The sequence below is a fragment of the Amycolatopsis sp. NPDC001319 genome, assembly GCF_042896185.1.
In the GTDB taxonomy this organism is placed as follows: Bacteria; Actinomycetota; Actinomycetes; order Mycobacteriales; family Pseudonocardiaceae; genus Amycolatopsis.
In genome coordinates this window covers 129138-147064 of sequence record NZ_JBIAWY010000002.1, presented here as the reverse complement: position 1 = coordinate 147064, position 17927 = coordinate 129138, and the positions used below count along the sequence as shown (strand labels likewise).

Genomic DNA, 17927 nt, shown 5'->3' with positions numbered 1-17927 from the left:
TCAGTCCGCCTTCCTCACGTCGTTCAGGGCCGCCCAGACCCGCATCGGGGTGGCCGGCATGTCCAGGTGCCGCACGCCGAGGTGGGCGAGCGCGTCGACCACCGCGTTGTGCACCGCCGGCGTCGACCCGATCGTCGCGGCCTCGCCGATCCCCTTGACGCCCAGCAGGTTCCGGGTCGTGGGCGTCGCCATGTCCACGAGCTCGAAGTCGGGCAGCTCGGTCGCGGTCACGAACGAGTAGTCCGCGAGCGTGGCCGTGGTCGGGTTGCCGTCGTCGTCGTAGTTCACGACCTCCAGCAGCGCCTGCGCGATGCCCTGACCGAGCCCGCCGTGGCGCTGGCCGCGGAAGGTCAGCGGGTTCACCACCGGCCCGGCGTCGTCGACCGCGACCAGCCGCCGCACCTCGACCTTGCCCGTCTCCGTGTCGACCTCGACCACGGCGAGGTGCGCGCCGAACGGGAACGTCGGCTTGCCGTCGCCGAACCACACGTTCGCCGACAGCGCCGTGCTCTCGGCCGAGGACACGACCCGCGCCCAGTCGAGCGTGGTGCTCGACGGCGCGCCGCGCACCTGCCAGACCCCGCGCTCGGTGTCGAGCTCCAGGTCCTCGGGCGCCGCCTCGAGCAGGTCGGCCGCGAGCTCGCGGGCCTGGGCGATCACCTCGTCGGCCGCCTGCCGGATCGCCGAGCCGCCGAGCTGCAGCGACCGCGAGCCGAACGTGCCGACCGCGCGCGGGACCTCGTCGGTGTCGCCGTGCTTCACGGTGATCTTTTCCAGCGGCACGCCGAGCTGGTCGGACAGCAGCATCGCCAGCGACGTCGCCAGCCCCTGGCCGTGGGGCGAGCTGCCCGTGTAGGCGGTGACCGAGCCGTCTTCGTGGATGTCGACGCGGCCGCTCTCGCCGCTCGCGTCGCCGCCGGTGATCTCGACGTAGGCCGCGATCCCCAGCCCCAGCGCCACCGGGTCGCCCGCGGCGCGGCGCAGCTCCTGCTCCGCCCGCAGCTCGGCGTAGCCCGCGGCTTCGAGCGCCTTGTCCAGCGCCGCCGCGTACTCGCCCGTGTCGTAGTCCCCGCCGGTCGGCGTGGTGTACGGGAACTCCTCCGGGCGGATGAAGTTGACCCGCCGCACCTCGGCGGGATCCATCCCGATCTCGGCGGCGAACAGGTCGATCGCGCGCTCGACCGCGGCCGTCGCCTCGGGGCGGCCCGCGCCGCGGTAGGCGGCGATCGGCGTGGTGTTCGTGACCACGCAGCGGCTGCGCGTCTGCACCACCGGGAAGCGGTACACGCCGGGCGCCATCATCTCGGTCAGCGTGGGCAGGAACATGGCGCGCGGGTAGGCGCCGCTGTCCTGCACGACGTCGATCCGGTACGCGAGCACCGTCCCGTCGCGCTTCCCGCCGATGGTCACGGTGTTCTGCTGCGCGCGGCCGTGGGTCATCGCCGTGAGGTTCTCGCTGCGCGACTCGGTCCACCGCACCGGCCGCCCGACGGCCCGCGCGGCCCAGCCGAGCAGGCTCGCCTCGGGGTCGGCGCCGATCTTGGCGCCGAAGCCGCCGCCGACGTCCGGCGCGATCACGCGCACCCGTTCCTCGTCCAGCTCAAGGGCGCTCGCCACCGAAGTCCGGGCGATCTGGGCGTTCTGCGTGGACAGCCACAGCGTCAGCCGCCCGTCCTCGCCCCACGCCGCCGATCCGCCGCGCACTTCGAGCGACGCCGGGGCCACGCGAGGGTTGAGGATCGTCTGCGTGACGACGGCGTCGCAGTCCGCGAACACCGCGTCGTCGAACTCCGCGGCGCCGTTCACCTGCATGACGTTGCCGGTGTCACCGGCACCGGGGAACAGCTCGGTCTCCCCCGCCAGCGCGGCGTCGATGCTCGCCACCGCGTCGAGCGGGTCGTAGTCCACGTCGACCAGCTCCGCCGCGTCGGCCAGCTGGTAGCGCTCTTCGGTGAGCACCAGCGCGACGGGTTCGCCGACGTAACGCACGACGTCCGTGGCGAGGAACGGTTCGGTGACGGGACCGGTCTGGCGAGGCGCGAGGTCGAGGTCCGCCGCCGTGAAAACCCCGACGACTCCCGGTGCCTGCTTCGCCTCTTCGGTGTCGATGCCGGAGATGCGCGCGTGGGCGATCGGGCTGCGCACGAAGACCGCGTGGACCGCGCCGGTGAGCGCCGCCTCCCGCAAGTCGTCGACGTACGTTCCGCCCGAGGTGATCAGCTTCTCGTCCTCGACGCGCACCACGCGGGTGCCGACAATGCTCATCTGGCCTCCTGCTCGGGTACCCCGCCGATCATGCCCCCTGAGGTACCCGCGCGTCAGCCTGGTCCGGCAACGAATCCGCTGCGATCAGCCGGCGTACGCCTCCCGCGCGAGCACCACCGCGAGCACGAGCCCGCCGGCCGCGATCGCGATCCGCAACGGGGTCGCGGGAAGATACCGCACGAGGATCGAACCGAGCCACGAACCCGCCACCGAACCCAGGCACACCGCGAGCGCCGCGGGCCAGAGCACGCGGCCGGTGAACGCGAAGACGGCCGCGGCGATCAGGTTCGCCGTGCCCGTGGCGATGTTCTTCGCCGCGTTCGTGCGGGCCAGCGGCTGTGTCCACACGGTGGTGAGCAGCGCGAGCATCAGAACGCCCGCAGCGGCACCGAAATAACCGCCGTACACGCCGACGAGAAACGCCGCGGCGCCGGTGACCGGGCCGATGCCGTGGCGCTCCGAGCCTTCCGCCAACCGGCGCAACCGCGGACCCGCCAACAGGACCACCGACGCGCCGCCGATCAGCCACGGGACCACCACGGTGAACGCGCCGGGCGGCGTCAGCAGCAGCACGAGCCCGCCGCACCCGCCGCCGGCCGTGGTGATGAGGCACAGCGGCAGCAGGCGGCGCCACTGCCCTTTCAGCTCGGGCCGCGCGCCGGCGGCCGCGCCCGCGGTGGTGCCGAGCATCGCGACGGTGTTGGTCATGTTCGCGACCACCGGCGGCATCCCGGCGGCCAGCAGCGCGGGGTACGACACGAGCGAGGCCAGTCCGGCGGTGGCGCCGACGAGACCGGCGCCTGCTCCGGCGAGCAGCAGGAGGACGAACTCGCCCGCGTCGATGATCACGCCCGCCATCAGAACACGCGTTCTCGCGCCGCCGTATAGGTTGTTATACAAGTCACTTCCGGTTGAACGGACACCGCCGAACGGACGCCCGGCGACCGGCGGACAGGCGAGTACGTTGAGGGGAAGGCAACCCGCCCGGTGCTCGGATTCCCCTTGGAGGACCGATGCGCGTCACGATCGCGGAGGTCGCCCGCCGAGCGCGGGTGAGCAAGACGACCGTGTCCCGGGTGCTCAACAACAAGTCCGACGTGGACGCCGCCACCGCAGTGCGCGTGCGCGAGGTGATCGCCGCGACGGGCTACATCCCGAGCGCCGGGGCCGTCGGCCTTGCGAGAGGCCGGACCCGGCTCGTCGGGGTCCTCGTGCCGGGCCTCTCGCCGCCGGGTGTCGGCGAGGTGTTGCAGGGAGTGGCCGACGTCGTCGAGGCGAGTGACCACGGCCTGCTCCTGAGCACCGCCGCCCGGGGCGCGGATTCGCTCGAGCGCTTCACCCACCAGGTGCGGGCGCACGCCTTCGACGGGCTGCTGCTGCTCGACCCGCCGGCCGCCGTCACGGACAACGACGCGCTGCGCGACTCCGACCTGCCCGTGGTGGTGGTCGACGGGTCGCGTTCCGCATTCCCTTCGGTGACCGGCGACGACGCCGCGGGAGCGGCCGCGGTCGCCCGGCACTTCCTGGCGCGCGGCCGGCGCCGCGTCGCCGTGGTGACGGGTCCCGACGAGCACGCGGCCGTCCGGCTCGCCGGATTCCGGTCCGTTCTCGAAGAAGCCGGTTCACCGCTCACCGGGAACGCCGTCACCGAGGCGGTTTCCACCGCGGCCGGCGGCCGCGCGGCGGTGCGGCGGCTCGTCGCCTCGGGCGTCGGGTTCGACGCCGTGTTCGCCTGTGACGATGTGGTGGCCGCCGGTGTCCTCACCGGACTGCGCGAAGCCGGCCGCACTGTGCCCGGGGACGTCGCCGTGGCCGGGTTCGGCGACCAGCCGCTCGCGGCGTTCACGCAGCCGCCGCTCACGACCGTGCGCCGGCCGCTGCGCGCCCTCGGGGAAACGGCGGCCCGCCGCCTGCTCGGCAAGCTGACCGGCGACTCACCGCTCGACGGGATGACCGTGCTGCCGACCGAGCTGGTGGTGCGGGAGTCGGCGCCCTGACGCGAACGACGTCCGATGTGGACGGTTTCAGCTGGCGAGGCCGGCGTGGCCGAACCCGGCGGGCAGCACCAGGCTGTGCCCGGTGTGCTCGACCTTCGCGCGCAGGTACCGGACGTTGGTCTCCGTCGCGAACACCCCCGTGCGCACGCGGTCGCGCACGTCGAGACCGTGGGCGGTCAGCTGCGCGGCCTTGTCGGGGTTGTTCGACAGCAGGTCGAGCCGGCTCACGCCGAGCGCGGTGAGCATCTGCGCGGCGGCGGTGTAGTCGCGGGCGTCCTCGGGCAGGCCGAGCGCCGCGTTGGCCTCGTAGGTGTCGAGGCCGCCGTCCTGCAGCGCGTACGCGTCGAGCTTGTTGTACAGGCCGATGCCGCGGCCTTCCTGGCGCAGGTAGAGCAGGTAGCCGCCGGTCTCGGAGATCCGCGCGACCGCTTCACGCAGCTGCGGGCCGCAGTCGCAGCGGGCCGAGCCGAAGACGTCGCCGGTCAGGCACTCGGAGTGCATCCGCACGAGCGGCACCGGGCCCGGCTCGCCGAGCACGAACGCGAGGTGCTCCAGCCCGTCGGCGAGGCCGCGGAACGTCACGGCCTCCGCGTCGACGGAGACGTCGTCGCCCAGCCGCAGCGGGATCCGCACCCGCGTACGCACCTCCGCCACCGTCGCCATCGGCTACTCCGTTCTCCCAGGTGGTTCAAATTCGAACCACGACTTGATCGACCCTACAACATGGTTCAAATTCGAACAACCTGCGTTACCATGGGCGCATGGCCGACCCCCGATGGCTCACGGATCGCCAGCTGAAGACCTGGCAGGCCTTCCTGGCGGTGAGCTCGCAGCTCACCCGTCGCGTCGAACAGCAGCTTCGCGACGACGCGGGGCTTTCGCACCCACAGTACGAAGTTCTGGCGCGCCTCGCCGCCGCCGGCGGCGCCCTGCGCATGACGGAGCTGGCGGGCGCGGCTCTCACGTCCAAGAGCGGGCTGAGCTACCAGGTCGGCCAGCTGGAGAAGACCGGGCTCGTCGGGCGCCGCTCGTGCGAGTCCGACGACCGCGGCGTGATCGCGTTCCTGACCGATCTGGGCTGGTCACAGCTTCGCGAGGCCGCCGCCGGGCACGCCGCGCTCGTGGGCGAACTGCTCGTCGACACGCTGACGCCCGAGCAGTTCGGCGCGTTCAGCACCGTGCTCGACACCCTGGAGTCCCGGCTGCGCGGCGCCCAGGCGCCGCAGCGAACCGCCGTGTGACGCTCGGCACCCCGCATTACGAGCCGACTGTCCTCTGTGTCCAGTCGGGCACGCGCGGTTGCGGAACCGGCTCGGCGGCCAGCAACGCCAGGTCCGGCGGCACGAGCACGGCCGCGGCGAGCAGGGCACCGAGCAACCGGTCGTCTCCGCTCGCCGGGTGGAACCGGGCCCGCACGCCGTCGAGGGCGGCCCGCACGCCCGGCGGCGTCCAGTCGCCGCCGGGGTCCAGCAGCGCGAGCTGAGCCGCCGCCCGCTCCGCCGGCACCGCCCGCGGCTGCGCCTCCCAGCGCAGGAAGCTCTGGCCGACCACGGTGAGCGCCAACCGTTCGCGCGCGTCGAGGGTTCCGTCCGGCGCGGGTGGCACGGTGGGCACGGCGGGCCTGCCGTCGGCCACGTGCACCTCCAGCACGTGCTCCCGCCCGCGCGAGCCGTGCACGAACAGCGGCAGGTACCCCGCGGGCAGCGCGACCGGCGCCGCGCCGGTGAACAGGAGCCGCGATTCCGGCAGCCGCAACGGGACCTTGCCCGTCGCCCGGACCCACCAGCGGTCGCGGTGGTGCTCCAGCACGCCGTGGCGGCGGCTCACCCGCCGGTCGTCCTCCCCGACCGGCACCGAGACCTCCGCGGTGTTGCGCCCGAACGTCACCGGGCCCGGCGCCGAGGGCGGCACCAGCACTCCCCCGGCGAGCCCGAGCACGACCAGCGTGCCGGGCGGTGACGCGAAGCCCCGCGCCAGGCTCGGATGCCCGGCGGGCAGAGCCCGCATCCCCTCACCCGTCACCTCGTCCCCCGCCCGTTCCCGGCGCGGGGCCTGCCCCACCGCGCGCCGGGAGGCTAACCGGGCGGAGCCGGGACCCCTCCCGGAGCGGCTTCGTCGGGTGGCTCGAGCAACGCGAGGTCCGGCGGCACCAGCGAAGTGGACAGCAGGAGCTCCTTCACGAGGTTGTCGTTGAGGGAGTTGCCCACCGGCTCGCCGACCTCTTCGCGCGTGAGGCCCGCGACGCCGGCGCGCGCGAGCCGCGTCCGCACGGCGACCACGAGGTGCTCCACCCGTTTGGGCGTCCAGCGGCTGCCGGGCGCCAGCTCCGAGAGCTGCTCGGCAACCTGCCGCCACGCCATCGGCTGCGGGTACGGCTGCTGCAGCAGGTAACGCTGGGCCAGCGAGACGAGCACGAGCCGCTCTTCGGGGCTCAGCCGCCACATGCGCGGGGGCTCGGTCACGTCCTGCGGGCGCGACTCCGGCCGGCGGCCGTCCGCCCCGGACACGTACAGCTCCAGCAGGTGCTCGCGGTCGGCCGAACCGCGCACGAACACCGCCGTGTAACCCTCCGCGAGCGGCACGGGCTCCTCGTCGGGGAACAACAGGCGCGAGCCGGGCAGGCGGATCGGCTGCCGCCCGGTGTTGTGCATCCACCACGCGTCGCCTCGGCGCACGAGGAAACCCTGTTTGCGGCTGACCTTCCGGTCGTCCTCCCCCACGCACACGTGGACGTCCTCGCGGTTGCGTCCGAAGAGGACTTCCCGGCCGTCGCGGGGCGGCATGCGCACGCCGCCGGTCACGGCCAGCGCGAAGATCGTGCCCGGCGCCGCGGGCGGCACCCCGTAGGCGAGGCTGCCGTGGTCGGCGCCGAGGGACTCGGCCGGCCCGCCGGATCGCAGCGCGGTCATGCCTGCGGCAGCTTCGCGACGACGTCGCCCGCCAGCGACGTGGCCGGGCCGCAGAGGCCCTGCGACGGCGGGTCGCCGTGGACCACCACCTTGATCTGCTCCACCGCGGCCTCCCCGTGTGCGTCGGTGTAGGTCCGGTACACCAGCAGCGCCTGGCACGTGTTGTCGGCGAAGTCGTCGGTCGCGAGGTACGCGTCGTGCCCGGAGACCTTCACGAGCTGGCCCGAGTCGCCGTCCGGCGGCTGGTCGCGATCGAAGATCACCGTGACCGCGCGGTCCGACGCCGAGCTGTCCCAGTCACAGGTCCAGTTCCCGTAGCCCGGCATCACCTGCACCGGCGCCGTGACGCCGGCGGTGGTGCCGAGCGAAGCTGAGCTCAGCAGCGAGCAAGCGTCCACTTCGGACAGCGAGCCGGACGGGACCGGCGAGGTCCGCGCCGGCACGCCCGCGACGGCGAGCACCTTCGTCGCCGACGCGACGGCGACGTCGGCGGGCTTGCACGTGTCGAGGTTGTCGCCGTCGTCGTCGGACACCGTCACGCGAACGAGGTACTTGTCCTGCAGCTGGATCAGGCGCACGCAGGCGCCGTCCTGCGCGGGGTCGCCGAACACGTCGAACGGGCCGGAGCGCGAGCGCTGCCCCTCCGGTGCGGCGCCGTCGGACGGCGGGTCTTCCAGCTCGACCTTCACGTCGGCCTGCAGATCGTTGCCCCGCTTGAGGATCACGTCGCAGCGGTCGAAGTTGCCGTAGTCGGGATCGACCTCGGGCTCACCGAACGGGCGCAGCGGCACCGCGTCCACGAGCCGGCACGGATCGGCCGAGTGCGGGTCCTTGCCGATGCCGAGCTTCGCCGGCGCGGCCGGCACCTTCGAAGCCGCGGCAGGGGCCGGTGCCTGGCCACTGTCGGGCAGCAGGACCAGGGTCACCGCGGCGAGCACCACGACGGCGGCGACCGCCCCCGCGATCATGAACCGGCGCCGACCGCCGGAACGGCGCAGCGGCGGTGCGGGAGGCAGCCCGCCCACGCTGCCGGCCAGCAGGTCGTGCGCGGCGGAGGCGGTGGGCCGGTCTTCGGGAGCCGTCCGCATCAACGCGGCCAGCACGGGTGTGAGGTCACCGGCCTTGCGCGGCGGCGGGACCGCACCCTCGGCCGCGCGCCGGATGGTCGCGTACTCGTTGCCGCCGCCGAAGGGCGGAGCGCCCTCGACGGCGGAGAACAGCGTGGCACCCAGGGAGAAGACGTCGGACGCGGCGGTCGGCGGGTGCCCCTGGGCGACCTCCGGCGCGAGGTAACCGGGGGTGCCGCCGATGTGCGGGGAGTCGGTGACCGTCTCGTCCGTGCGGACCGAGCGCGAGATGCCGAAGTCGGTGAGCTTGGCGCGGCCGTCGTCGGTGATGAGGACGTTGCCGGGCTTCACGTCGCGGTGCACCACGCCGCCCTCGTGCACCGCGGCGAGCGCGCCCGCGACCTGCACGCCGATCTCGGCGACCGTGCGCACGGGCAGGCTGCCCTCGGCGGCGAGGACCTCGGCGAGGCTGCGCGAGGGCACGTACTCCATCACGAGCCACAGCTCGTCGCCCTCGGCGACGACGTCGAAGAAGGTCACCACGTTCGGGTGCTGCACGCCGGCGGCGAGCCGGGCTTCGCGACGCAACGTGCGGCCGCTGACCGCATCCGAGAGCCGGGCTTGCTTGAGCGCCACCTCGCGGTCGAGCTGCTCGTCGTGCGCACGCCAGACCACGCCCATGCCGCCGGTGCCGATCCGCTCGAGCAGTCGATAGCGCTGCGCGATCAGCTGGTCACCCTGCACCGACGCTCCCCTCGGCGTGGTCGGACCTCTGTGAGGTAACGCGCAGTAACGATACTGCATCACGTCCGATGGCAGGAAGCGCCCCGGATCGGGACCACTCCCCCGCCGCCCCGAGGGCAACCACGTCGACCCGGCCGTCCACTGCGAGGTCGGGATCGACAAATCGTCCCGCGCAGGTTACGTCGGGCCCGAGCCGTGACGTCGGTCCCGATTCCCTTGCGCGCCAACGGGAACCGGCACCGCAGCGCACTGCGCTGCGTGAGCGCCGGGGTCACCCGTCCGGCCGATCAAGTGTCCACAGAGGACACCGAAACCGGCACGGTGGTCCAGGATTCGACGTATAGACCGTTATACGGATGGGTGCGGCCGGGTGAATCCGCCGGGCAGCGCCCGGATCCGCGGTTGGATCACGGTGGCCGGGGGTATCTGGCGGACGTGACGGCAGGCGCGCCGCCGAAGGAGACTTCCATGCTCAGTCACCACGAACGCAGCGAGCTGGACAAGATCGAACGCTGGTTCGAGTTCAGCGATCCGGAACTGGCGGCGGCGCTCTCGCGGGGCAAGCCGGCCCCGAAACGCCGCTTGCTCACCTTCTTCGCGGTGCTCTTCGACGTCTCGGCCGTCGCGTTCCTCGTGACCGGTCTCGTCACCACGAGCCCCGCCTTCACGCTGTGCGCGCTGCTCGCCGCCGGCGGCGGGGTGGCGCTGCACATCGTGCGCGGGCACGGCCGCTCCTGACGCGGCGGCGCCCGCGGCGCGTCCGACGTGCGTCGACCGAGGTCCGCACCGCACACTGGTGGGGTGTCCGCCTGGGTCCTGCACGTCGATCTCGACCAGTTCATCGCCGCGGTCGAGATCGCGCGCCGGCCCGAGCTGCGCGGCCGGCCGGTGGTCGTGGGCGGCAACGGCGACCCCACCGAGCGTGCCGTGGTGGCCACCGCGTCCTACGAGGCCCGCGAGTTCGGCGTGCAGTCCGGCATGCCGCTGCGGCTGGCCGCGAAACGCTGTCCCGACGCGGTGTTCCTGGCCACCGACGCGCCCGTCTACCAGGAAGTCTCCGACCGCGTGATGGCGCGGCTGCGCGAGCTGCCGGTGGTGGTCGAGGTCCTTGGGTGGGACGAGGCGTTCCTCGGCCTCGACACCGACAACCTCGGCACCGAGAGCGCCGGCGCCGACGACCCCGAGGCGTTCGCGGCCGAGGTCCGCCGGGCGGTCGAGGACGAGACCGGGCTTTCGTGCTCGGTCGGCATCGGCGACAACAAGCTGCGCGCCAAGCTCGCCACCGGGTTCGCGAAACCCGCCGGGATCTTCCGCCTCACGCAGGAGAACTGGTGGGCCGTGATGGCCGAGCGGCCCACCGACGCGCTGTGGGGCATCGGGCGCAAGACCGCCAAGAAGCTCGCCGAAGCCGGGTTCACCACCGTGCTGCAGCTGGCCGGCGCCGACGCGGACGACCTCGCCGCCCGCTTCGGCCCACGCCTCGGCCCGTGGTACCGGGTGCTGGCGGGCGGGATCGGCGACGCCGAGGTCACCGCCACGCCGTACGTCGCGCGCTCCCGCAGCCGCGAAACCACGTTCCAGCAGGATCTCACCGATCCCGCTCGCATCGCGGAAGAAATCGACACCCTCGCCGTGCGGGTCGCCCACGACGTCGTGGACGAAGGCCGCCCGGCGGCGCGCGTCGCGGTGAAGGTGCGCTTCGCGCCGTTCCACACGCACACCCACAGCATCACGCTGCCGGAACCGACGTCGGACGCCGCGGCGATCGGGCGCGCCGCCCGCGAGGTGCTCGGGATGTTCACGCTCGGCAAGCCGATCCGCCTGCTCGGCGTTCGAGCGGAGTTCCCCCACCCGCCCGCGTGACCCGACGGCGGGTGCGCGTTTGGCGGCGCCCCGGCGGGGTAACCGGCGCTCCGGCACACGAGTGAGGTGAGGCATGTCCGAAAACGGCTTTCCCGCGACCGGTTCCGACGACCGGTTCGGCGGGCTGGGCGGCGAGTTCCGGGACCTCACTCGGTCGCTGCTGGAGGTCACGACCGTCGGGGGCGTGCTGCAGCAGCTGGTGACGGCGGCGGTCCGGGTGATCCCCGTCGCGAGCGTCGTCAGCGTCACGCTGCGCTCACCCGACGGGCTGTTCTACACGCCGATCGAGACCGATCCGATCGCCGTGGAGCTCGACCAGGTGCAGTACCGCACCGGGGAGGGCCCGTGCCTCGACGCGGCACGCCCGGACGGACCGGCCCACGCGGAGAGCCAGGACCTCGCCCACGAGCCCGCGTGGCCGAAGTTCGGGCCGGCCGCGGCCGAACGCGGCATGGGCTCGATGCTCGCCATCGCGTTGCTGCCCGACGCCCGCGAGCCGCAGCTGTCCGGTGCGCTCAACGTCTACGCGCGCGAAGCCGGCGCGCTCACGCCCACCGACCGCGACCTCGCGCTGCTGCTGGCCACCCACGGATCGCTGGCGCTGGCGACCACCAACGCCGTGACCGCCGCGGACCTGCAGCGAGCGCACCTGCGCAAGGCCATCGACTCGCGCGACGTGATCGGCCAGGCGAAGGGCATCCTGATGCAGCGGCGCGGCATCTCGGCCGACGAGGCGTTCGACATCCTGCGCCGCACGTCACAGGACCTCAACGTGAAGCTCGCCGTGCTGGCCGAGACCCTGGCCACCCGCCACACCGAGCTCGACCTGCCCGGTCCGCGCGCTTGACAGTCTCCGGCCCACCTTGCCATGGTGGGAACCGGTAGAACCGTGCGCCGTCGAGGCGCACTCCGGGCCGAGAGGCGCTGCGACGGAAGCCGAGGGGTTTCCGCCACGCTCGGCCCGCGAGTTCCGGAACAAGGGCGCCTCCTGCGAAGGAGGTGCCTTTTTTGATGACCCAGTTGTTGATGACACCGTGGTCGACCACGCCGTTGGCGACCACACCGTTGTCGTCACAGCAGTTGTCGACGAAACCGTTGCCGCCGAAGGAAAAGCCGGCGGACGGCCCCCGCACCTCCTGAACCCTCCCGGGTGAGCCCGGTGCCGCCGAACCCGGTGGTGCCGCGATTCCCCGTGCCCTGAAACAGAAACCACACCGAATGGGAGCGGAACAACGATGAGCCCGAAACTGCAGAACGTCGGCGGACTCGAGTTCGCAGTGGCCGATCTGGCGCTCGCCGAGGCCGGGCGGACGCAGCTGCGCCTGGCCGAGCACGAAATGCCGGGCCTGATGGCGATCCGGCGCGAGTTCGCCGAGGCGCAGCCGCTGAAGGGCGCCCGCATCGCCGGCTCGCTGCACATGACCGTGCAGACCGCCGTGCTGATCGAGACCCTCGTGGCGCTGGGCGCCGACGTGCGCTGGGTGTCCTGCAACATCTTCTCCACCCAGGACGAGGCGGCGGCCGCCGTCGTCGTCGGCCCGAACGGGACGGCCGAACGGCCCGAGGGCACGCCCGTGTTCGCGTGGAAGGGCGAGACGCTCGACGAGTACTGGTGGTGCACCGACCTGCTCTTCCGCTTCGCCGACGGCCAGGGCCCCAACATGATCCTGGACGACGGCGGCGACGCGACGCTGCTCGTCCACAAGGGAGTCGAGTTCGAAGCCGCGGGCGCCGTGCCGGCCGCCACGGACGCCGACGCCGAGGAGTACGCGATCGTCCTGCGCACGCTCGCCGAGAGCCTCGCCGCCGACCCGAAGCGCTTCACGCGCATCGCCGGCGAGGTCCGCGGCGTGACCGAGGAGACCACCAACGGCGTCAAGCGGCTCTACAAGCTCGCGACCGAGGGCACGCTGCTGTTCCCGGCGATGAACGTGAACGACTCGGTGACGAAGTCCAAGTTCGACAACAAGTACGGCATCCGCCACTCGATGGTCGACGGCCTCAACCGCGCCACCGACGTGATGATCGGCGGCAAGCTCGCCGTCGTGTGCGGTTACGGCGACGTCGGCAAGGGCGCCGTCGAGGCGCTGCGCGGCCAGGGCGCCCGCGTGGTGGTCACGGAGATCGACCCGATCTGCGCGCTGCAGGCGGCGATGGAGGGCCTCGACGTGGTCGAGCTGGACGACGTCGTGGAGCGCGGCGACATCTTCCTCACCACCACGGGCAACTTCGGCATCATCTCCGCCGCGCAGATGGCGCGGATGAAGCACAACGCGATCGTCGCGAACGTCGGCCACTTCGACAACGAGATCGACATGGCCGGCCTCGCCAAGGTGGCGGGCATCCGCAAGCTGGAGATCAAGCCGCAGGTGCACGAGTGGGCCTTCCCCGCGGACGGCGGTCGCCCGGCGCACTCGATCATCGTGCTGTCCGAGGGCCGGCTCATGAACCTCGGCAACGCCACCGGGCACCCGTCGTTCGTGATGTCGAACTCGTTCGCGAACCAGGCGATCGCGCAGATCGAGCTGTTCACCAAGCCCGGCGAGTACCCGGTGGGCGTGCACCGCCTGCCGAAGCTGCTCGACGAAAAGGTGGCGCGGCTGCACCTCGACGCGCTGGGCGTGAAGCTGACGAAGCTCACGAAGGAGCAGGCGGAGTACATCGGCGTGGACGCGGCCGGCCCGTACAAGCTGGAGCACTACCGCTACTGAGCCACCGCTACGGGCCCGGGCCGCCCCGGCGGAGACCGGAGGCCGGAAATAAGGGGTCCTCCGGCTCCGAGGGGGAGGGAGAGCCGAAGGACCTCGTTAGTGTTAGCACATCGCCAAGCCGGTGTACACAGCTGCATACACGATCGGGTAAGGATCGGGGGCCGAGGGGAATCCTTCGGCGGAAAACCGTGAAGGCCTCGTTCCCCGGGCTGCCGGGGAACGAGGCCTTCACGGTCACTGGGCCGCGGGAGGGCTCAGGAAGCCTGCCGAAGCTCCGCCTCCACCTCGACGGCGAGCGTGCAGGAGCACTCCGCGTCGACGGTGTGGCAGTCGATGATCAGGGCGTGGCGGACGCGGTCGAGGTCCGCGCAGCTCTCGTCCGTGCACTCGGCGAACCCGCCGTCCGGGTGAACCACCAGGGTGCCGTGACAGTGGTCGATCCCGCTGGTGCAGAACGCGCACTCCATGCTCAGGCCGCCTTCCGCTCTCGTGCTCTCGAACCGGTGCTGTTCGAACCCGGCTCATCTCGGACCGGACAGCTTCTTGCTACCACCGGTGAGCGCCAGAGTCTGGCATACGGGCGGCGTGTCGCCGCACCCGGTCCGGTGATCTCGGACCGGCGGGGATTTCGGCGGCTCGGCGGGAAAACTGCGCTCAGGCGCTCTTCGGCCGGCGGGCGCGCGGGGCGGCCTTCTTGGCCGGTTTCTCTTCGTCCGGTGCGGCCTTGCGCGAACGCGAGGAGGTGCTCTTGGCCGGCGCGGCCGAGCGCGACTTGCGGGCTTCGGAGACGCTCGCCTCCAGTGCCGCCATGAGGTCGACCACGTCGGCTTTCGCCGCCACCGCCCCGGGTTTCGTCGTCTCGTTGCCCGAGACCTTGGCCTCGATCACGGATTCGAGCGCCTCGCGGTAGCCGTCGGTGTACTTTTCGGACTCGAACACCGGTTCCGCCAGCGAATCGATGAGCGAGCCGGCCATGGTGAGCTCCTGCGGGCGCACCTGGGGCGGATCTTCGCGCAGGAACGGGAAATCGGGCGTGCGCACCTCGTCGGGCCAGAGCATCGTCGTCATCACGAGCACGTCGGACACCACCCGCAGCAGGGCCAGGCTCTCGCGCTGGCGCACGGCGACCTTGGCGATCGCCACGTGACCGGCCTTGTGCAGGGCGTCGCGCAGCACGACGTACGGTTTGACGGCGTTCTTCTGCGGCTCGAGGTAGTAGGTCTTGTCGAACTGGATCGGGTCGATCGACTCGAGCGGCACGAACTCCAGCACGTCGATCGTGCGCTGCGTGGCCAGCGGCAGGTCGGCCAGGTCGGCGTCGGTGATCACGACCATCTCGCCGTCGGGCAGCTCGTAGCCCTTGGCGATCTCGGCGTAGGGCACCTCCTGCCCGTCGACCGAGCAGAAGCGCTTGTACTGGATGCGGCCGCCGTCCGACTCGTGCACCTGGCGCAGCGAGACGTTCTTGTTCTCCGTGGCCGCGTACAGCTGGATCGGGATGCTGACCAGCCCGAACGAGACCGAGCCCTTCCACATCGACCGCATGCGCGCTCCTCCGCCGTCCGCCGGTCCTCCACTCACGCTCGGTAACAACCGTAGCCCGGATCATCCGATCCCGACAGTCCCGCCGGTCGGCGCGGGTCCCGACCGGCCCAGCCTGACCTGCGGTGACCCGCCCGAGCCGGTCACCCGGGGTAGCGGCTGCGCCGAAAACTCCCGCCGCACAAAAGTGCGGGGCACGCAGTTTATTGCGTGCCCCGCACTTTTGCTACGCTGGCTCGCATGACCTCCGAACCCGCGGAGCCCGTGCTCGGGCTGCGCGAACGCAAGAAGCTGGCGGCCCGGCAGGCGCTGGGTTCCGCGGCGCTGCGGCTCGCGCTCGAGCGCGGCCTGGACCAGCTGCGGGTCGAGGACATCGCGAGCGAGGTCGGCGTGTCGCCGCGCACCTTCAACAACTACTTCTCCAGCAAGGAGGAGGCCGTCTGCTCGTTCATCGTCGCGCAGCAGGAGCGGATCCGGGAGGCACTGCGGGCCCGGCCGGCCCACGAGCCGCTGTGGGAGGCCGTGATCAACGCCGCGGTCGTGCAGGCCACCCGCGACGGCGCGCCCCGGCGCGAGGACGTGCACCGCATGCGGGACATGCTCCGCAACGCGGGGCTGTTCGCCGAAATGCTGCGCGCGCACGCCACCGTGGAACGCGTGCTGGCCGAAGCCGTGGCCGAACGGGCGGGCAGCACCGCAAATCCGTTGCACGCGAGGATGCTCGCGGGGATCGTACAGAGCGCTTTCCGTATCTCGTTCCACACGTGGCTGACCTCCGGACCGGACACCGAGTTCCTGCCCACGTTCGTGAACCTGCTGCGGGAAGCATCTGCGGGCATGCCCACGCTGACCGCGGCCGCCGCGACCACCACGGCACGCACCGTAGCTTCATGAAACACCGGGGTTTCATGAACCACCCGGCGTCGTGAACCGCCCGAACCGCACCACAATTCCACAACCGAACCGTCCGAACCGGACACACCACCACAGAACACCACCCTGGGGGAGAACCGACCCGTGCTGATCCGCCTGTTGCGCAGTCATCTGCGCCCCTACAAGACGGCCATCTGGCTGGTCGTCGTCCTGCAGTTGATCCAGACCCTCGCCGCGCTGTACCTGCCGACGCTCAACGCCGACATCGTCGACAACGGGCTCGTGAAGGGCGACACCGGCTACATCATGCGGATCGGCGGGATGATGCTGCTGGTCACGCTCGTGCAGATCGCCGGCTCGATCGGCGCCGTCTACTTCGGCGCGCGCACCGCCATGTCCCTGGGCCGCGACGTGCGCGGCTCGGTGTTCCACCGGGTCCAGGACTTCTCCGCCCGCGAGGTCGGCCAGTTCGGCACGCCCTCGCTCATCACCCGCACGACCAACGACGTGCAGCAGGTCCAGATGCTCGTGCTGATGACGCTGACGCTGATGGTGTCGGCGCCGATCATGTGCGTCGGCGGCATCGTCCTGGCGCTGAACCAGGACGTGCCGCTCTCGTCCCTGCTGCTGGTGATCGTGCCCGTGCTGGGCGTCGCCGTCGGGCTGATCATCGCCCGCATGCGCCCGGCGTTCCGGCTCATGCAGGTGCGCATCGACAAGATCAACCAGGTGATGCGCGAGCAGATCATGGGCATCCGCGTGATCCGCGCGTTCGTGCGCGACAAGCGCGAGCGCGAGCGCTTCGGCCAGGCCAACGACGAGCTGCTCACCGTGTCGCTGCGCGTCGGCCGGCTGATGGCGCTGATGTTCCCCACCGTGATGCTGGTGGTCAACGTCTCGAGCGTCGCGGTCCTGTGGTTCGGCGGGCACCGCATCGAGAGCGGCTCGATGCAGATCGGCGCGCTCACCGCGTTCCTGGCCTACCTGCTGCAGATCCTGATGTCGGTCATGATGGCCACGTTCATGTTCATGATGGTACCGCGCGCCGAGGTGAGCGCCGAGCGCATCTCCGAGGTCCTCGACACCGAGTCGAGCGTCCGCCCGCCGCTGAAGCCGGTCTCCCCCGGCCGCGTGCACGGCGTGCTGGAGCTGACCGGCGTCGAGTTCTGCTACCCCGGCGCGGAGAAGGCGGTGCTGCGCGACATCTCGCTGCTCGCGCGCCCCGGTGAGACCACCGCCGTGATCGGCAGCACCGGCAGCGGCAAGACCACGCTGCTCAACCTGATCCCCCGGCTCATGGACGCCACCGCCGGCACCGTCCGCGTGGACGGCGTCGACGTGCGCGAGCTCGACCCGGCGGTGCTCGCCTCGGCCGTCGGGATGGTTCCGCAGAAGCCGTATCTGTTCGCGGGCACGGTGGCGAGCAACCTGCGCTACGGCAACCCCGACGCGACCGACGAGGAGCTCTGGCACGCGCTGGAAGTGGCGCAGGGCAAGGACTTCGTGCAGAAGATGCCCCAGGGGCTCGACTCCCCGATCGCCCAGGGCGGCACGAACGTCTCGGGCGGGCAGCGCCAGCGGCTCGCCATCGCGCGGATGCTGGTGCACAAACCGGAGATCTACCTGTTCGACGACTCGTTCAGCGCACTGGACTACGCCACCGACGCGGCGCTGCGCCGCGCGCTGACCGACGAGACCCGCGAGGCGACGGTGGTCATCGTCGCGCAGCGCGTGAGCACCATCCGGGGCGCCGACCGCATCATCGTCCTCGACGACGGGCGCGTCGTCGGCACCGGAACCCACCACGAACTGATGGACGGCAACGAAACGTATCGCGAGATTGTGCTTTCGCAGCTGACCGAGCAGGAGGCGGCGTGAGCGAGGAAGAGGGCACCACGGGAGCCGTCGCGACGGAGGTCGGCGAACGGCCGACGGCGGCGCGCAACAAGAACGTCG

At 71.8% G+C, this 17927-nt stretch carries 17 protein-coding genes and 1 riboswitch; of the genes, 9 read left to right on the top strand and 8 right to left on the bottom strand.

Translation table 11 applies throughout. The annotated features are described in order from the left end of the window. Both ACFY1H_RS06335 and ACFY1H_RS06330 read right to left on the bottom strand, forming a co-directional pair. Complete coding sequence (locus tag ACFY1H_RS06335; RefSeq protein WP_366576809.1) at positions 1–2265, bottom strand: xanthine dehydrogenase family protein molybdopterin-binding subunit; 2265 nt, start codon at positions 2263–2265, stop codon at positions 1–3. 84 nt (positions 2266–2349) lie between these two features. Further along, positions 2350–3114 carry a sulfite exporter TauE/SafE family protein gene (locus ACFY1H_RS06330; RefSeq protein WP_366576810.1) on the bottom strand — a complete coding sequence of 255 codons (765 nt, stop codon included), beginning with the start codon at positions 3112–3114 and terminating at the stop codon, positions 2350–2352. A 164-nt stretch (positions 3115–3278) separates the two neighbouring features. On the opposite strand from ACFY1H_RS06330, the gene ACFY1H_RS06325 reads away from it, so the two are divergent. Beyond that, positions 3279–4262: a LacI family DNA-binding transcriptional regulator gene (locus tag ACFY1H_RS06325; protein WP_366576812.1), complete on the top strand. Its 984-nt coding sequence runs from the start codon at positions 3279–3281 to the stop codon at positions 4260–4262. A 27-nt stretch (positions 4263–4289) separates the two neighbouring features. Here ACFY1H_RS06325 and ribA read toward each other — a convergent pair whose 3' ends face one another. Next, positions 4290–4925: a GTP cyclohydrolase II gene (ribA, locus tag ACFY1H_RS06320; RefSeq protein ID WP_366576814.1), complete on the bottom strand. Its 636-nt coding sequence runs from the start codon at positions 4923–4925 to the stop codon at positions 4290–4292. A gap of 98 nt (positions 4926–5023) precedes the next feature. On the opposite strand from ribA, the gene ACFY1H_RS06315 reads away from it, so the two are divergent. After that, positions 5024–5503 (top strand): MarR family winged helix-turn-helix transcriptional regulator, encoded by a 480-nt coding sequence (locus ACFY1H_RS06315; protein WP_366576816.1) that lies wholly within the window; start codon positions 5024–5026, stop codon positions 5501–5503. 16 nt (positions 5504–5519) lie between these two features. On the opposite strand, the gene ACFY1H_RS06310 is transcribed toward ACFY1H_RS06315, so the two are convergent. The 3 genes from ACFY1H_RS06310 to ACFY1H_RS06300 all read right to left on the bottom strand — a co-directional run bounded on the left by ACFY1H_RS06310 (position 5520) and on the right by ACFY1H_RS06300 (position 8982). Next, positions 5520–6269 carry an FHA domain-containing protein gene (locus tag ACFY1H_RS06310; protein ID WP_386945028.1) on the bottom strand — a complete coding sequence of 250 codons (750 nt, stop codon included), beginning with the start codon at positions 6267–6269 and terminating at the stop codon, positions 5520–5522. Between the two features lie 68 nt (positions 6270–6337). Beyond that, positions 6338–7171, bottom strand: coding sequence for an FHA domain-containing protein (locus ACFY1H_RS06305; protein ID WP_366576819.1), 834 nt, complete (start codon positions 7169–7171; stop codon positions 6338–6340). Then, on the bottom strand, positions 7168–8982 hold the full coding sequence (locus ACFY1H_RS06300; protein ID WP_366576821.1) for a serine/threonine-protein kinase: 1815 nt from the start codon (positions 8980–8982) through the stop codon (positions 7168–7170). The genes ACFY1H_RS06305 and ACFY1H_RS06300 overlap by 4 nt, the downstream gene beginning before the upstream one ends. Before the next feature lie 468 nt (positions 8983–9450). Here ACFY1H_RS06300 and ACFY1H_RS06295 point away from each other — a divergent pair, with 468 nt between their 5' ends. The 5 genes from ACFY1H_RS06295 to ahcY all read left to right on the top strand — a co-directional run bounded on the left by ACFY1H_RS06295 (position 9451) and on the right by ahcY (position 13556). Further along, entirely contained in the window at positions 9451–9720 is a 270-nt protein-coding gene (locus tag ACFY1H_RS06295; RefSeq protein ID WP_366576823.1) for a DUF3040 domain-containing protein, read from the top strand. 63 nt (positions 9721–9783) lie between these two features. Beyond that, the gene (locus ACFY1H_RS06290; protein ID WP_366576825.1) at positions 9784–10845 is read left to right on the top strand and encodes a DNA polymerase IV; all 1062 of its coding nucleotides are present in this window, start codon (positions 9784–9786) and stop codon (positions 10843–10845) included. Positions 10846–10918: 73 nt separating this feature from the next. Next, positions 10919–11692 (top strand): GAF and ANTAR domain-containing protein, encoded by a 774-nt coding sequence (locus ACFY1H_RS06285; RefSeq protein WP_366576827.1) that lies wholly within the window; start codon positions 10919–10921, stop codon positions 11690–11692. A 63-nt stretch (positions 11693–11755) separates the two neighbouring features. Beyond that, positions 11756–11839: riboswitch (S-adenosyl-L-homocysteine riboswitch) on the top strand. Between the two features lie 17 nt (positions 11840–11856). Beyond that, entirely contained in the window at positions 11857–11985 is a 129-nt protein-coding gene (locus tag ACFY1H_RS06280) for a hypothetical protein (protein ID WP_366576829.1), read from the top strand. Between the two features lie 95 nt (positions 11986–12080). Continuing rightward, positions 12081–13556, top strand: coding sequence for an adenosylhomocysteinase (gene ahcY, locus ACFY1H_RS06275; protein ID WP_386945025.1), 1476 nt, complete (start codon positions 12081–12083; stop codon positions 13554–13556). 254 nt (positions 13557–13810) lie between these two features. Here the strand turns inward: ahcY and ACFY1H_RS06270 are convergent, their stop codons facing one another. Together ACFY1H_RS06270 and ACFY1H_RS06265 are read right to left on the bottom strand one after the other, a co-directional pair. Then, positions 13811–14023, bottom strand: coding sequence for a hypothetical protein (locus ACFY1H_RS06270; RefSeq protein ID WP_285966505.1), 213 nt, complete (start codon positions 14021–14023; stop codon positions 13811–13813). 187 nt (positions 14024–14210) lie between these two features. Then, complete coding sequence (locus ACFY1H_RS06265; RefSeq protein WP_366576834.1) at positions 14211–15101, bottom strand: Ku protein; 891 nt, start codon at positions 15099–15101, stop codon at positions 14211–14213. 237 nt (positions 15102–15338) lie between these two features. Between ACFY1H_RS06265 and ACFY1H_RS06260 the strand changes: the two genes are divergently transcribed. After that, the gene (locus ACFY1H_RS06260) at positions 15339–15992 is read left to right on the top strand and encodes a TetR/AcrR family transcriptional regulator (protein WP_386945022.1); all 654 of its coding nucleotides are present in this window, start codon (positions 15339–15341) and stop codon (positions 15990–15992) included. A gap of 123 nt (positions 15993–16115) precedes the next feature. After that, complete coding sequence (locus ACFY1H_RS06255; RefSeq protein ID WP_366576838.1) at positions 16116–17849, top strand: ABC transporter ATP-binding protein; 1734 nt, start codon at positions 16116–16118, stop codon at positions 17847–17849. Positions 17850–17927 lie beyond the last annotated feature (78 nt).

Coding starts and splice junctions, on each gene's coding strand:
- ACFY1H_RS06270 (WP_285966505.1), bottom strand. CDS start 14,023: ATGGAGTGCGCGTTCTGCACCAGCGGGATCGACCACTGTCACGGCACC.
- ACFY1H_RS06305 (WP_366576819.1), bottom strand. CDS start 7,171: ATGACCGCGCTGCGATCCGGCGGGCCGGCCGAGTCCCTCGGCGCCGAC.
- ACFY1H_RS06295 (WP_366576823.1), top strand. CDS start 9,451: ATGCTCAGTCACCACGAACGCAGCGAGCTGGACAAGATCGAACGCTGG.
- ahcY (WP_386945025.1), top strand. CDS start 12,081: ATGAGCCCGAAACTGCAGAACGTCGGCGGACTCGAGTTCGCAGTGGCC.
- ACFY1H_RS06285 (WP_366576827.1), top strand. CDS start 10,919: ATGTCCGAAAACGGCTTTCCCGCGACCGGTTCCGACGACCGGTTCGGC.
- ACFY1H_RS06310 (WP_386945028.1), bottom strand. CDS start 6,269: ATGCGGGCTCTGCCCGCCGGGCATCCGAGCCTGGCGCGGGGCTTCGCG.
- ACFY1H_RS06335 (WP_366576809.1), bottom strand. CDS start 2,265: ATGAGCATTGTCGGCACCCGCGTGGTGCGCGTCGAGGACGAGAAGCTG.
- ACFY1H_RS06280 (WP_366576829.1), top strand. CDS start 11,857: ATGACCCAGTTGTTGATGACACCGTGGTCGACCACGCCGTTGGCGACC.
- ACFY1H_RS06260 (WP_386945022.1), top strand. CDS start 15,339: ATGACCTCCGAACCCGCGGAGCCCGTGCTCGGGCTGCGCGAACGCAAG.
- ACFY1H_RS06315 (WP_366576816.1), top strand. CDS start 5,024: ATGGCCGACCCCCGATGGCTCACGGATCGCCAGCTGAAGACCTGGCAG.
- ribA (WP_366576814.1), bottom strand. CDS start 4,925: ATGGCGACGGTGGCGGAGGTGCGTACGCGGGTGCGGATCCCGCTGCGG.
- ACFY1H_RS06265 (WP_366576834.1), bottom strand. CDS start 15,101: ATGCGGTCGATGTGGAAGGGCTCGGTCTCGTTCGGGCTGGTCAGCATC.
- ACFY1H_RS06325 (WP_366576812.1), top strand. CDS start 3,279: ATGCGCGTCACGATCGCGGAGGTCGCCCGCCGAGCGCGGGTGAGCAAG.